This is a genomic window from Myxococcus sp. AB025B, from assembly GCF_006518215.1.
Lineage (GTDB): Bacteria > Myxococcota > Myxococcia > Myxococcales > Myxococcaceae > Myxococcus > Myxococcus fulvus.
In genome coordinates this window covers 1-12,608 of record NZ_SRLW01000019.1, presented here as the reverse complement: position 1 = coordinate 12,608, position 12,608 = coordinate 1, and the positions used below count along the sequence as shown (strand labels likewise).

General features: G+C 72.0%; 8 protein-coding genes. 5 read left to right on the top strand and 3 right to left on the bottom strand.

Annotated elements, in window-relative coordinates; genetic code table 11:
* Positions 1-6 precede the first annotated feature (6 nt).
* Positions 7-3,069, top strand: coding sequence for a hypothetical protein (locus FL311_RS05135; protein WP_141323826.1), 3,063 nt, complete (start codon positions 7-9; stop codon positions 3,067-3,069).
* Between the two features lie 9 nt (positions 3,070-3,078).
* On the opposite strand, the gene FL311_RS05130 is transcribed toward FL311_RS05135, so the two are convergent.
* Positions 3,079-4,482 carry a response regulator gene (locus tag FL311_RS05130; protein ID WP_141323854.1) on the bottom strand — a complete coding sequence of 468 codons (1,404 nt, stop codon included), beginning with the start codon at positions 4,480-4,482 and terminating at the stop codon, positions 3,079-3,081.
* 13 nt (positions 4,483-4,495) lie between these two features.
* Here FL311_RS05130 and FL311_RS05125 point away from each other — a divergent pair, with 13 nt between their 5' ends.
* The 3 genes from FL311_RS05125 to FL311_RS05115 all read left to right on the top strand — a co-directional run bounded on the left by FL311_RS05125 (position 4,496) and on the right by FL311_RS05115 (position 8,337).
* Complete coding sequence (locus tag FL311_RS05125; RefSeq protein ID WP_141323825.1) at positions 4,496-4,882, top strand: VOC family protein; 387 nt, start codon at positions 4,496-4,498, stop codon at positions 4,880-4,882.
* A 54-nt stretch (positions 4,883-4,936) separates the two neighbouring features.
* Positions 4,937-6,331, top strand: a complete 1,395-nt coding sequence (locus FL311_RS05120; RefSeq protein WP_141323853.1) for a general secretion pathway protein GspE — start codon at positions 4,937-4,939, stop codon at positions 6,329-6,331.
* Positions 6,332-6,444: 113 nt separating this feature from the next.
* Positions 6,445-8,337, top strand: coding sequence for a hybrid sensor histidine kinase/response regulator (locus FL311_RS05115; RefSeq protein WP_194869060.1), 1,893 nt, complete (start codon positions 6,445-6,447; stop codon positions 8,335-8,337).
* A gap of 87 nt (positions 8,338-8,424) precedes the next feature.
* Here the strand turns inward: FL311_RS05115 and FL311_RS05110 are convergent, their stop codons facing one another.
* Together FL311_RS05110 and FL311_RS05105 are read right to left on the bottom strand one after the other, a co-directional pair.
* Positions 8,425-10,566 (bottom strand): protein kinase, encoded by a 2,142-nt coding sequence (locus FL311_RS05110; protein ID WP_141323823.1) that lies wholly within the window; start codon positions 10,564-10,566, stop codon positions 8,425-8,427.
* A gap of 78 nt (positions 10,567-10,644) precedes the next feature.
* Positions 10,645-11,997, bottom strand: a complete 1,353-nt coding sequence (locus tag FL311_RS05105) for a trypsin-like peptidase domain-containing protein (RefSeq protein ID WP_141323822.1) — start codon at positions 11,995-11,997, stop codon at positions 10,645-10,647.
* A 243-nt stretch (positions 11,998-12,240) separates the two neighbouring features.
* Between FL311_RS05105 and FL311_RS05100 the strand changes: the two genes are divergently transcribed.
* The coding region (locus tag FL311_RS05100) for a response regulator (RefSeq protein WP_141323821.1) at positions 12,241-12,608 on the top strand (368 nt) is incomplete at its 3' end.

The following is a 12,608-nucleotide window of genomic DNA, read 5'->3' as shown; positions in this document are numbered from 1 at the left end:
TCTCGCGTGCGCGCCGGCATCCTCATCTGTCTCTGCGTGGGAGTGTCCGCGGTCGCCTCCGCGGAATGGAAGGTGGGGCCCGGCGTGCCCGGAGAGCCCCGGGACGTGCGGGCCTGGGGCCATGAGCGCGTGGCCCTGGCGCACTCCACGGGCGCCGAGCTCTTCGAGAACGAGGCGCAGGTCGCCTTCCGCTTCCTGTCTCCCGCGGTGGGCACGTTGCTGACGTCCACGGGCTGCTTCGCCGGCGTGCACGCGAATGGAACCCTCTACGCGTACGACAGCTGCCTGCCCGACTCCAAGTTCATCCCCGAGATTCCCACCTCCACCGTGTTCGAGGTGCGCCGGGTGATGCAGACGCAGTCGGGGAGCAGCTACGCGGCCATCACCGTGGACACGAACGAAATCCTGGTGCTGGGCGCGACGCCGTCCGGCACCGGTGTGCTTCCCTGGAACACGCGCATCCTGCAGACGAGCCAGTTCAGGGCGACCTCGGTGATGGGGGTGACGGACACGGCGGGCGCGGTGCCGCACGCGCTCCTCCAGGTCGTCGGGCCGCCCAACCTCATCTACGTGCGCGGCGACCAGCGCCTGGCGGAGTTCAGCGTGCCCACCGCGCTGACGACGCTCCCGTTCCTGACGCTGGACCTCTTCGCCACGAGCGGTCCCCATCCCGTCGCGCTGCTGGGCAACGAGGACGGGCTCTTCCGGGGGCAGCTCACGTCGGGCGTGCCACCGAACGACACGTTCCAGCGCGTCACCCTGCATGGCTCGGGGCCGGTGAGCATCACGTCCGTGGACCTCACCACCGAGCAGGGCAGCGCGCGGGGGACGGGCTTCGGTCTGGCGGTGGGCGTCGACAGCAATGGGGAGCCGGTGGTCCTGGGCGCGGTGCCCACCGCGAGCGCGGCGGACTCGGGCACGACGTGGCGCATCCATCCCGCCTTCGCGGGCGCGTCGCTGCCCGTGTCGGCCCCGTTCAACCAGGTGTCCTGCGTGGACCCGACCTTCTGCGTGCTCACGCTGAGCAACATCGAGCCGAACGTCATCTACTACTCCAACGCCGCGGCGCCGGTGTTCGGCTCCTTCCCGGACCCGGTCCTCATCGACGAGCGCACCACGCGGACGCTGGACATCACCGCCACGGACCCCGACGGCGACGCGGTGCGCGTCTCCGTGGACGCGGCGCAGTCGACGCTGAACGTCAGCGCCACGCCTCGTCCGGACGCGGTGACGCTGACGCTCACCGCGCCCGAGGTCTGCGAGCCGACCACCACGCAGCTCACCGTCTTCGCCGCCGACGGCCTGGGCACGCATGACCGGCAGACCACGGTGAACGTGCGTGTCGAGAACACGGCGGGGCCCGCCACGCCGCGCGTGCAGCCCGCCCAGGCCTCGACGAGCGCGGGAGGCCCCTCGCGCGTCTTCACCGCGTCCCCCGGCGCGGGCTTGTGCGAGTCGGTGGACTACGTGTGGAGCTCGCCCCCGGGCCAGCCCGTCCTGGTGACCGAGGGCAACGGTGGCAGCGCCACCTTCGTGCCGCCGGAGTTTTTGTGCGCGGCCTCCGGCGCGCGCTACACGTACGAGGTCCGCGCGAGGGACCGGGGCCAGACGCCTTCGCCGCCCACGACGTTCAGCGTGGACGTGCAGCCCTGGGGCCGTCCCTCGGCGCCCTTCGCGCCGGACGCGGTCCGCCGGTTCACCTCGGGCGAGAGCGTGGAGGTGCGTCCGGACTTCCTGCATCCGTGCGCCGGCACGCAGGCGCTGCCCGAGGTGCAGACCGTGTGGCGGCTGGCGGACGGGAGCACCACCGTGCCTGCGGGGCTGACGGTGCGGGATGACGCTGGCGCCGCCGTCGACCTGTCCGCGCCCGTGACGGCGCGCGCGCTCCAGGTGTCGGCCGAGGGCTGCGCGAGCGCCTCGCTGACGTTCTCGGTGCGCAACCGCCTGTCGCTGCAGGACGGGACGGTGCTGGAGGGACCGGAGGCGTGGGTGAAGGTGGAGGCGGCGCCTGCGCCCGAGGACGTCTCCGCCGCGAGCCTGGACCTGTCGATGCAGCTGTCGGGTGGCCAGGACGCGGAGGCGCGGCTGGGCACGTCGCTGCGCTGCCCGGGCGTCCACGCGCTCAAGGCGCGCATGTTCCTGGAGTCCGCGTCCGGCGAGCCCCTCGCCTCGGACGTCGTCCCCGTGCCCGGGGTGTGGCGCTTCACGCTCCCGGCGGTCTGCTCGCAGACGCCCTTCACGGTGCGCGGCGAGCTGTTCTCGGACGGGCCCACGCCCGTCGAGGCGGGGCGCGCGCGAGAGACCTTCACGGCGCAGGCGCGCCCGGTCGCGCTGGGGGAGCTGGACGGTGAGGCGCTGGTGGCCCGGTGTGGCGAGGGCGCGACGGCGCGGCTCACCCAGGAGATTCCCGCCGACGCCTGCAGCGAGGTCAGCCTGTCGTGGTCGCGCGAGTCCGGCCCGGCCCTCACGCAGGAGTCCCTGTCGGGCCCGAGCGTCACGCTGAGCACGCGGGAGACGGGGCTGCAGGACCTGGTGGGCGAGTCCCTCACCCTGCGCGTCACCGCCAGCGCGAGCGGCGGCGGTCACGCGGATCGGGTGCACTCGGTGCCGATTGTCGCGGACCCCTTCGTGGACGTGCGCCATGAGACGGAGGCCGCCGCGGGACAGGAGACGGGCCTGGTGGGCGTGGTGGTGGCGCTGCGCAACACCACCGCGTGTGACGTGACGGGCCTGCGCTACGTCGAGCACGTCGAGGGCATGGACGTGGTGCCCGGCAGCGTGCGCGTGGCGGGACAGTCGCTCGCGGAGCAGGCGACGGAGGGCGGCTTCTCGGTGGAGGGCGTGTCGCTCCCGGCCCACGCGCAGCGCACGCTGACGTATGTGGCCCGGCCCCGGCTGTTGGGCTCGTCGCGCTTCAGCGGCGAGGTGTTCCTCAAGGGCGTCCCGGTGTCGGGGCCCCTGGACCGTGAGCCGCCGTCGTCCTGTGGTTGCTCGCAGGGCGGCTCGGGTGCGGCGCTATTCGGCCTGCTCGCGGTGGCTCGGCTGCTGCGCCGTCGCCGCGAGGGCTGACGGGGCGACTCAGAGCCCGAAGGAGATGCGGTGACGGCGGCTGGGCGTCTCCGGCCGCTCCTCCAGCACCCCGAGCAGCTCCAGGCCCCGCAGCGTGGCGAGGGCCTGTCGCTCCGACACGTCCACCAGCGCGAGCAAATCCTCCACCGTCTTGCTCCCGTCGGCGTACGCGAGCAGCAGGGCCTGTGGACCCTGCAGCTTCAGCTCGTGCAGGCCGTACGGCGGGTCGGCGGTGGGGAAGAGGCGACGTCCGGCGGACATGCGCTGGCGCAGCGCGACCAGCGTCTCCGTCTTCTCCACGCCCTCCAGGATCAAGTCCCCCGGGAAGACGGACAGCTTCACCAGGTCGGCACGCTGGGGGCGCATCGCGCTGAACCCGTACGCGCCCTCCGTCCAGGGGAAGGAGGACCAGAGCAGCTCGCGCACCTGCTCCTCGAGCAGCTGCTTGCGCCGGCCCGCGTCCAACAGGCCCAGGCGAATCATCGCCTCGCCCGTGCGCAGCCCCTGCTCCTTCGCGACGGTGGCGACCTCCGCGAGCCTCGCCTCGTCGAGCACGCCCCGGCGCACGCAGAAGCGGCCGAAGCGCTCATGGGCCAGGTTGGAGGCGGCGTACACGATGCGGCCGGACTCGAAGTAGACGACCTTGAGCACGGAGCCCTGGCGCAGCTTCAGCTCTCCATGGTGGCGCGACTCGTAATAGGCGTTGAGCAGCCGCGCGACGGACGTGTCCTTCAGGTCCCCCGCGAGCGACCACTCGGGCAGGGCGCGCCGGGCCTTCGCGGGCGCGGGCGTGAGGGACGCCTGCTCGCCGGACCACACCTTGCCCCGGTGGGCGAAGGGCAGGGGGAGCGCGGGCTCCTCGCTCTCCAGGCCGGGCAGCGGCGCGGAGTCGGGGATGGCCTGCATGGGCGAGCCCGCCTCCCCCGTGTCCTCCGGGGTGGGCATCAGCTCCTCCAGCACGATGAGGTCCACGTCGTCGAGCAGCACGTCCTGCGCGGCCGCCTCGTCCACGGGGGGCGGGGCGCGGGGCACGGGCTCGAAGCCGCCGGCCTTCTCCAGCGCCTCCAGGACCTGGATGAGCTCGAAGGGCTTCTCGAAGAAGCCCCGGGCGCCGTGAATCTGCACGGCCTCCTGCGCGAACCGGTCCCCCTTGTAGACGCCGCTCACCGCGATGGCGGGGATGCCATGGGCGCGCAGGGCGCCGAGCACCTCGCTGCCCCGGATGTCGGGCAAGAGCAGGTCCACCAGCGCCGCGTCCCAGCGCGTGCCCGGGCTGAGCGCCTCCAGGGCGGCCTCGCCCGTGTGCACGGCGCGCGCGTCATGGCCCCGGCCCTGGGCCGAGGAGACGATGAGGGAGGCCAGCTCGTGGTTGTCCTCGACGATGAGCAGTCGCGCCATGGGCGGGCGGACCATACCATCGGGCCCCATGAACGTTCAGGGCTTCCACCACGTGGCAATCCAGGCGAGGGACGTCGAGCGGGTGACGGCGTTCTACAGGGACTTGCTGGGCTTTCCCGAGCTCGCCCGGCATCCGAGGCCGGACGGCACCTTGCGGAGCATCTGGGTGGGCGTGCCCGGGGGCGGCTTCCTGGCCATCGAGGCGTCGAGCGGCGAGCCCGAGGGGCGCCCCTTCCGCCACGAGCACCCGGGCCTGCTCCTGCTGGCGTTCCGCATCGCCCGCTCGGAGCGGGAGGGTGTGGTGTCCGAGCTTACTCAGGCGGGCGTGACGCTGGAGCACCAGACGAAGTGGACGGTGTACGTGCGAGACCCGGAGGGCAATCGCGTCGCGCTCAGTCATCATCCAGAGGACTAGGCGAGGGAGGCGGCGTGCTTGCGGAGGGGGATGGGGCACGGCTACAAGCCCGACATGCGCCTGGGTGAACAGCTCCTGAAGGAAGGCCTCGTCACCGCCGAGGGACTCGAGGAGGCGCTCGAGGCCCAGGTGGTGCACGGCGGCCGGCTCGGGACGAACCTGGTGGAGCTGGGCCTGCTGTCCGAGCAGGACCTGGCGAAGACGCTGGGCGCGCTGCACAACGCCGCGTTCGCCTCCGGGGAGATGGTGCCGGACCCGAAGGCGCTGGAGCTGGTGCCGCCCAACCAGGCGGACGACAAGGAGCTGCTGCCCATGCGGGTGGACGCGACGCGGCTGAGCGTCGCGGTCGTCAACCCGCACGACTTCACGACGCTGGACGCGATTGCGTTCAAGACGGGCAAGCGCGTGGTGCCGGTGGTCATCCCCGAGTTCCGGATGAACCAGCTGCTGCGCCGCTACAGCAAGGCGTTCCGGCCCCTCCGGGCCATCGACATGAACGCGGTGCGGCCGCGCCCCAAGCCCGGCTCGCGGGAGGAGGTCGAGCTCGCGAAGTCGCGTGAGAAGCCGCCCGACCTGATGAGCGAGGAGGAGTTCCAGTCCCTCTACGCCCAGGCCCTGCGCGGCGGCGCGGACGGCGACGTCGACATCGAGGTCGGCGAGGAGGAGGTCATCACCGGCGTCGAGGTGCTAGAGGCGCCGCCGATGCCCGTGGCGCCGCCGCAGCGCCCCGTGGCGCAGCCTCCCGTGCAGATGGTGCAGCCTCCCGTGGCGCGGCCTCCGATGCAGGTGGCGCAGCCTCCGGCGCAGGTGGGCGTGCCGGTGGCGCAGCCTCCGATTCAGGTGGGCATGCCGGTGGCGCAGCCTCCGATGCAGGTGGCGCAGATGGCTCCCAGGCCGCCGGTGGTGCAGCCGCCCGTGGCCGCGGCGCCGCCGACGACGCCGCCTCCCGCGCCGCCGACGACGCCGCTGTCCTTCGCGGAGGCGCAGGCGGAGCTGTCGCGCAGCCTGGACCGCGAGGACGTGGCGCGCACGGTGCTGCGCTTCGCGATGGGCAAGTGGCGGCGCAACCTGCTGCTGTCGGTGCAGGGCAGCCTGGTGACGGGCTGGCACGGGATGGGCTCCGGCGTGCGCGAGTCGGCGGTGCGGCGCATCGGCGTGGCGCTGCGGGAGCAGAGCACGTTCCGGCTGGTGCGCGACACGCGCTCGCACTACGTGGGCCCGGTGCGCCGGGACGCGGCGATGGCCGTGTTCTACAAGCTGCTGGGCGGGGGCTTCCCGACGACGGCGGTCATCCTCCCGCTGCTGGTGCGGGGCAAGGTCGTGCACCTGCTCTACGTGGACAACGGCCCGGACCAGCTCACGCCGCCGGACGTGGGCGAGTTGATGATCCTCTCGCAGAGCGTGGGCCGCTCGTACGAGGCGATGATGCGTCGTCGCAAGAGCGCGTAGCGTCGCTCGGGATGAGCGAGACCGCGACGCGTGTTCGTGGTGGCCGCGAGATGGCGTCGTGAGAGGGCGCGCGCCGCGTCGGCATGACGGGTGCGGCGTCTCGGGAGCAAGGCTTGGAAGACGATGGCAACCACAAGACGCGGAGCGACCAGGCGCAGCTGCGCGCGCTCCTGGCCGCGATGGAGGCCGCCCACCAGGGTGACTTCTCGCGGCGCGTGCCCGTGTCGGGGACGCATCCGTTGCTGGACCGCATCGCGGAGACGTTCAACGCCGGGGCCGAGCGCTTCGTCCTGCTCACGCGCGAGGTGACCCGCGTCTCCCGAGAGGTGGGCGTGGAGGGTCGGCTGGGGAGCCTGGTCGACGTGCCGGATGCGTCGGGGGCGTGGCGGCAGCTGGTGGACGGCGTGAATGTGCTCGCCAGCAGCTTCACCGTGCAGGTGCGCGACCTCATCCGCGTCAGCGGCGCCGTGGCGCGGGGAGACCTGACGCAGACGCTGGAGGTGGATGTCCGGGGCGAGTCGCTGGAGCTGAAGACCCTCGTCAACACGATGGTGGAGCGGCTCACGGACTTCTCGCGGGAGGTGAACCGGGTGGCCCGGCAGGTGGGCGTGGAGGGGGCGAGCACGGACACGGGGGCCTCCGGCGTGTGGAAGGACCTGACGGACAACATGAGCTTCACGGAGAAGCTCGCGGTGGCGTCACGGCACAAGAGCGAGTTCCTGGCGAACATCAGCCACGAACTGCGCACGCCGCTCAACAGCCTGCTCATCCTGGCGAAGGTCCTCTCGGAGGACTCGGACCATCGGCTGGGGCCTCGCGAGGCGGAGTACGCCCGGACCATTCACGCCTCGGGCGTGGACCTGCTGGACCTCATCAACGACCTGCTGGACCTGTCGAAGGTGGAGGCGGGGAAGCTGGAGGTCGTCGCGGAGGAGGTCGCGCTGGCGGAGGTGAAATCGCTCGTCGAGCGGGACTTCGAGCACGTCGCGGACCAGAAGCGGTTGGGGTTCGGCGTGGTGTTGTCGGGTGGGCTGCCGCGCTCCCTGCGGACCGACTCGATGCGGCTGCGGCAGGTGCTGAGGAACCTGCTGTCGAACGCCTTCAAGTTCACGGACGTGGGGCGGGTGGAGCTTCGCGTCGCGCCAGTGGCGAAGGGGCTGTTCCACTTCGAGAGCGACGTGCTCAATCGCGCCGAGGCGGTGCTGGCGTTCAGCGTGGCGGACACGGGAATCGGCATTCCGCAGGACAAGCTGCAGCGCATCTTCGAGGCCTTCCAGCAGGCGGAGGCGGACACGAGCCGCAAGTACGGCGGCACGGGGCTGGGCCTGTCCATCAGTCGGGAGCTGGCGCGCCTGTTGGGCGGAGAGCTGCAGGTCGCGAGTGAGTTGGGGCGCGGCAGCACGTTCACGCTCTATCTGCCGGACGTCTACGTGGGCGTGGAGGTCGGGGGGCGCGACGCGGTGGTCGAGGCGGGCGTCGGCTCGCCGCTTCAGCTGGAGGCGATGGAGTTGTCGGCGACGGACTTCGCCGGGGGCTCCCGGGAGGATGCGGAGTCGGAGGTGGCTGGGTGGGAGCCGGTGGACTCGCGTGAGGCGCTGATGCGTCAGGAGGCCTTGCTCGAGCGGCCCACGCGGCACCGGGTCCTCGTCGTGGACGACAACATCCGGGAGGTGTTCTCGCTCATCAGCGTCCTCGAGTCTCGAGGGCTGGAGAGCTTCCACGCGGAGAGCATGGGGGAGGCCCTGCGCGTCCTGTGGGACTCGCCCGAGGTGGATGGGGTGCTGCTGCTCGTGCCCATGACGGACGCGGGCTACGACGTCCTGCGGACGATGCGGAAGGACGCGCGCTTCGGAGCGCTGCCCATCGTCGTCGTCACGTCGCAGCTGACCGACGAGGAGCGGGGACGGTGCCTCGCCGCCGGCGCGAGCGACTACCTGGCCCGCCCCGTGGATGCCCACCGCATCATGGAGTTGCTGAAGCTGGAGCCGCGTCCGGGCAAATCGTGAGCGGCGTGGCCTGCGTCGCGATGCCCCCACCGGTTCGCCGCGCGCCGGAGCTGCCCGCGCGCGGGCTCGGTGGGGACCTCGGGTGCATCACTCCTCGGGCGGCGCCTCGAAGTCGACGTCGAACGAGATGCGCTGGCCGGGCTCGACCTTGAAGGTCTTCTGCCAGCGCGCCCCGTTCGCGATGACGAGGAGCTGGTGGGTGCCCTCGTAGACGTCCTGCTCCTCGACCGGCGCGGCGCCGATGAGCCGTCCATCGAGGGTGACGATGGCGTCCTTCGGCGCGCGCACGTTGAGGAAGGCCTTGTTCAGGTAGAGCTGCTGCGCGTTGCGCCCGTTCGCGGGGATGGTGAACGTGCGTGACAGCTGGATGCCGAGCACCGCGTTGGTCAGCGTGAACACGTGACGTCCCGCCGGAAGCGACACGCTCAGCGGCGTGCGCCCGAGGAAGCCGCCCGGATAGGACACGTCCACGCGCGGGTCGACGGTGAGGTCCAGGTAGCCCATCGCGATGGCCTGGGCGCCCGCGTCCGTTCCCGCATCCGTTCCCGCGTCGCCGTCCACTGCCGCCTGCGCCACGGTGGCGGGGCCGGCGTCCTCCAGCGAGGCCTCCACCTGCGTGGGCAGCCGCTGGACGATGACCGCCGCGCCCGCGAGCGCCAGCGCGGAGCCGACACCCACGATGGCGAGCCAGCCGCGCGAGGACTTCCTCGGCGCCGCCGCGCCCGGAGGCACGGGGCCCGCCGCGGTGGCGGTCGCGGGCTGGGTCGACGAACCCTGCGCGCTCGTCGCCACCGGCTGCCGCGAAGGTGCGCCGACGACCGGAGCGCTGCCCGTGCTCTCGGAGGACTTCGTCACCACGGCCGTGGGCTCGGGGGACTTCGCGGCCACGGCCGTGCTGTCCGTGGGCTCGCCCGCCTTCGTGGCCACGGCCGTGCTGCCCGTGGGCTCGGGGGACTTCGCGGCCACGGCCGTGCTGCCCGTGACTTCAGCGGCCGCGCTGACCGTGGGCGCGCTTCCAGTGGCCTCGGCGGCGGCGGGGGACGAGCTGCTCGCGGGAGCCGAGGCCGGGCCCTCCGTGCTCACGGCCTGGGCCGCGCTCGTCGCAGCCGTGCTCGCGGGCTCCTTCGCCCCCTGCGCGGAGGAGGGCTCGGCGATCTGCACCTCGCTGCTTCCCCCCGACACGGCGGCCAGGATGGACAGCTGGCCCTGCATCGCCGGCCAGACCTTCGGGATGATGGAGGCGGGCAGGGCGCCGGTGGCGAGGAACTCCGCCACGGCCGGGGGCGGCACGCCCGTCTTCTGCAGCACGTCCGCGATGCCCGCGTCGATGACCCGGCGCCGCGCCGCGCGGGCCTCGTTCTCCGGCGGGAAGAGCTTGGCCAGGTAGTCGGCGAGCAGCGTGTGCGCGGGCAGCGTGCCCACGGCCTCGACGATGGCCTCGCGGAAGGCGTGCGCGGAGGCGTACCGGTCATACGCGCGCTTCGCCGTCGCCTTGCGCACCACCGCGTCCAGCTTCAGCGGCACGTCCTGGGACATCGTCGGCAGCGTGCGCGTGAGCGTCGCCTTGTCCGGGTCCGCGTTGTCCTTGAAGGGCATCTTCCCGGAGAGGCACTCGTGCAGCACGAGCCCCAACAGGAACACGTCCGACTGGACGTTCACCGCCTCGCGTCCGCCGAGCAGCTGCTCCGGAGCGCTGTACGCGCGGCGGTTCTTCACTCGCTTGCCGTCGCGCTCGCGCGGGGCCACGCTCAGCGCGCCGTAGCCCGTCACCTTCGTCAGGCCGCTGAAGGAGACCATCAGCGTCTCGGGCCGCACGTCGCCGTGCACCAGCGGCGTGCCGTCGTCGTTACCGGCCATGTGCGCGTAGTGCAGGCCCGTGGCCGCGTCGGCCGCCACCAGCGCGGCCAGGGGCGGCGGCAGGCGCGGGCTCGCCTCCAGCACGCGACGCAGGGGCTCGCCATCGGCGAACTCGGTGACGCGGGCCAGCCCTCCGTCCTGGGCCGCGAGGCTGTGGACGCGGAGGATGTTCGGGTGCTCGAAGACGAGCGCCCGGCTCGTCTCTCGTGTCAGCTTCGCCGTCAGCTCGGGGCTCTGGACCACCTCCTGGGGCGCCCAGATGAGGACGACAGGACGAGGAGGCAATCCATCTTCCAGGGCGAGCCCCAGGAAGGCTCGGGAGCCCGCCCCGGCGAGCAAGGGTCCAAGGGACAGGTAGCGCACGGTGCTCATGGGGCACGCATGCTAGTGCGAGATGCGCGCCCTTCGAAATCCGAGGAACCCGAACCCCCGCTCGGTCGGAGGACAGCCCTACAGGCTCTGCCCCGTGTCCTGCTCGAAGGGCAGGGTGATGTGATAGCCGTAACGGCCCCGTCTCACGAGCAACAGGACGCTACGTCCGCGACGCGCGGTGAGCAGGGCCTCCTTGAAGGCATCCGCCGTCGTCACCGGCTGATTGTTCACCCGGAGGATGGTGTCCCCGGGCTCCAGTCCCACCTCCGCGGCCGCCGAACCCCCTCTCACGCCCGACAACATCAGCACGCCCCGGCTCTCCTTCACCCGCAGTCCCAGCCTGTCCCAGGCGAGCGCCTCCACCATGCGCGCGGGGAACTCGGAGGGGGTGACCTGGACGGTGCGCGAGGCGCCTTCACGGAACAGCACCAGCGCGAAGGCGGAGCGGGCGGGGTAGCCGCGCACGCGGGTGTCGAAGTCCTCGGCGTCCTGGATGCGCGAGCCGCCCAGCTCCGCGACGATGTCCCCGCGCCGCACGCCGGCCTGGGCCGCGGGGCTGCCGTCCTCCACGGCCGTCACCAGCGCGCCGTAGGAGCGGTCCCACCCGAGCTGTCGGGCCGCGCGCGGCGTCAGGTCCACCGCATCCATTCCCACCCACGCCGGCCGCAGCTTCCCGAAGCGGGTGAGCTCATCGACGATGCGGCGGACCTTGTCGGCGGGGATGGCGAAGCCGATGCCCTGCGCTCCGCCGCCGAAGATGGCGGTGTTGATGCCGATGATTTCGCCGTCCACGTTGAGCAGCGGCCCGCCCGAGTTGCCGGGGTTGATGGCCGCGTCCGTCTGGACGAAGTCGTTGTACACGCGGTTGTCGGCGCGGAAGGTGCGCCCCGTCGCGGACACCACGCCCGCCGTCACCGTCTTGCTCAGGCCGAACGGGCTGCCGATGGCGACCACCGTCTCGCCAATCATGAGGTCGGAGCTGATGCCCAGCTTCGCGATGGGCAGCGGCTCCTTCGTCGTCACCTTGAGCACGGCCAGGTCGTTGTTGGCGTCGCTGCCGATGACCTCCGCGTCGAGCGAGCGCCCATCCGCGAGCACCACGTGGATGGTGGACGCGCCCCGGATGACGTGGTCGTTGGTGACGATGATGCCCGTCGGGTCGATGATGACGCCGCTGCCCAGGCCTTGAATCTTCTGTCGCCCGCGCTCGCCGCGCTCACCCCCGAAGCCGCCGAAGAACTCCTCCAGCGGGGAGCGGCGGCGGAAGCGCGCCTCCACCTCCTGCTCGGTGCCGATGTAGACGACGGCCGGTGAGACCTTCTGGACGACCTCCACGACGGCGTCGCGCCGCCGGGCCAGGTCCGCGCTCGCGCTTCCCGTGGCGATGAGCGCCGCCAGCAGGGTTGCCCACCTCATGACTCCACCCTTCATGTCACCCTCCGTGGGCCTCCAGCGAATTGTCCGGCGAAGGACAGGTGGACTGTCGGGAAGCCGGCGTCATTCCCACGATTCGCTGGAGGCGGTGCTGCGCCTTTCATAAACCACTCCGCACGTCCGTGAACGATTGCATCTCCGGGTGGTGGCCGTTCCCCGAGGATTCTCGCTTCATCCAAGGGGCAGGCCGAGTCCTGGCGGCGTGGCTTGGGGGCCACGCTGGTGCGGAGGAGCGGAAGCATGAGTCTGGTCCTGGTCGCGGATGATGAGCCCGCGGTGCTGGAGGTCCTCAGTCAGGTGGTCGAGGACCTGGGTCACGATGTGGTGAAGGCTCGCGATGGCGAGGAGGCCCTGGCCCTGGCCCGGACGCGTCGCCCACATCTGGTGGTGACGGACCACATGATGCCGCGCCTGAGCGGGGTGGAGCTCTGCCGCCGGCTCAAGCGCGACCCGGACCTGCACGGTGTGCCCGTCATCCTGCTGAGCGCGGTGTTGCCGCAGGGGGCGCCGGAGGCGGACGCGTTCCTCCACAAGCCGTTCGAAATCACCGACTTCGAGGCGCTCATCCACAAGTCGCTGGTGGACGCGCCGAAGGGGGCGGCGGTGGG

Bases quoted from the DNA above. Each gene is read 5' to 3' on its own strand.
- FL311_RS05120 (WP_141323853.1), top strand. From the start codon at position 4,937: ATGCGCCTGGGTGAACAGCTCCTGAAGGAAGGCCTCGTCACCGCCGAG.
- FL311_RS05110 (WP_141323823.1), bottom strand. From the start codon at position 10,566: ATGAGCACCGTGCGCTACCTGTCCCTTGGACCCTTGCTCGCCGGGGCG.
- FL311_RS05130 (WP_141323854.1), bottom strand. From the start codon at position 4,482: ATGGTCCGCCCGCCCATGGCGCGACTGCTCATCGTCGAGGACAACCAC.
- FL311_RS05105 (WP_141323822.1), bottom strand. From the start codon at position 11,997: ATGAAGGGTGGAGTCATGAGGTGGGCAACCCTGCTGGCGGCGCTCATC.
- FL311_RS05125 (WP_141323825.1), top strand. From the start codon at position 4,496: ATGAACGTTCAGGGCTTCCACCACGTGGCAATCCAGGCGAGGGACGTC.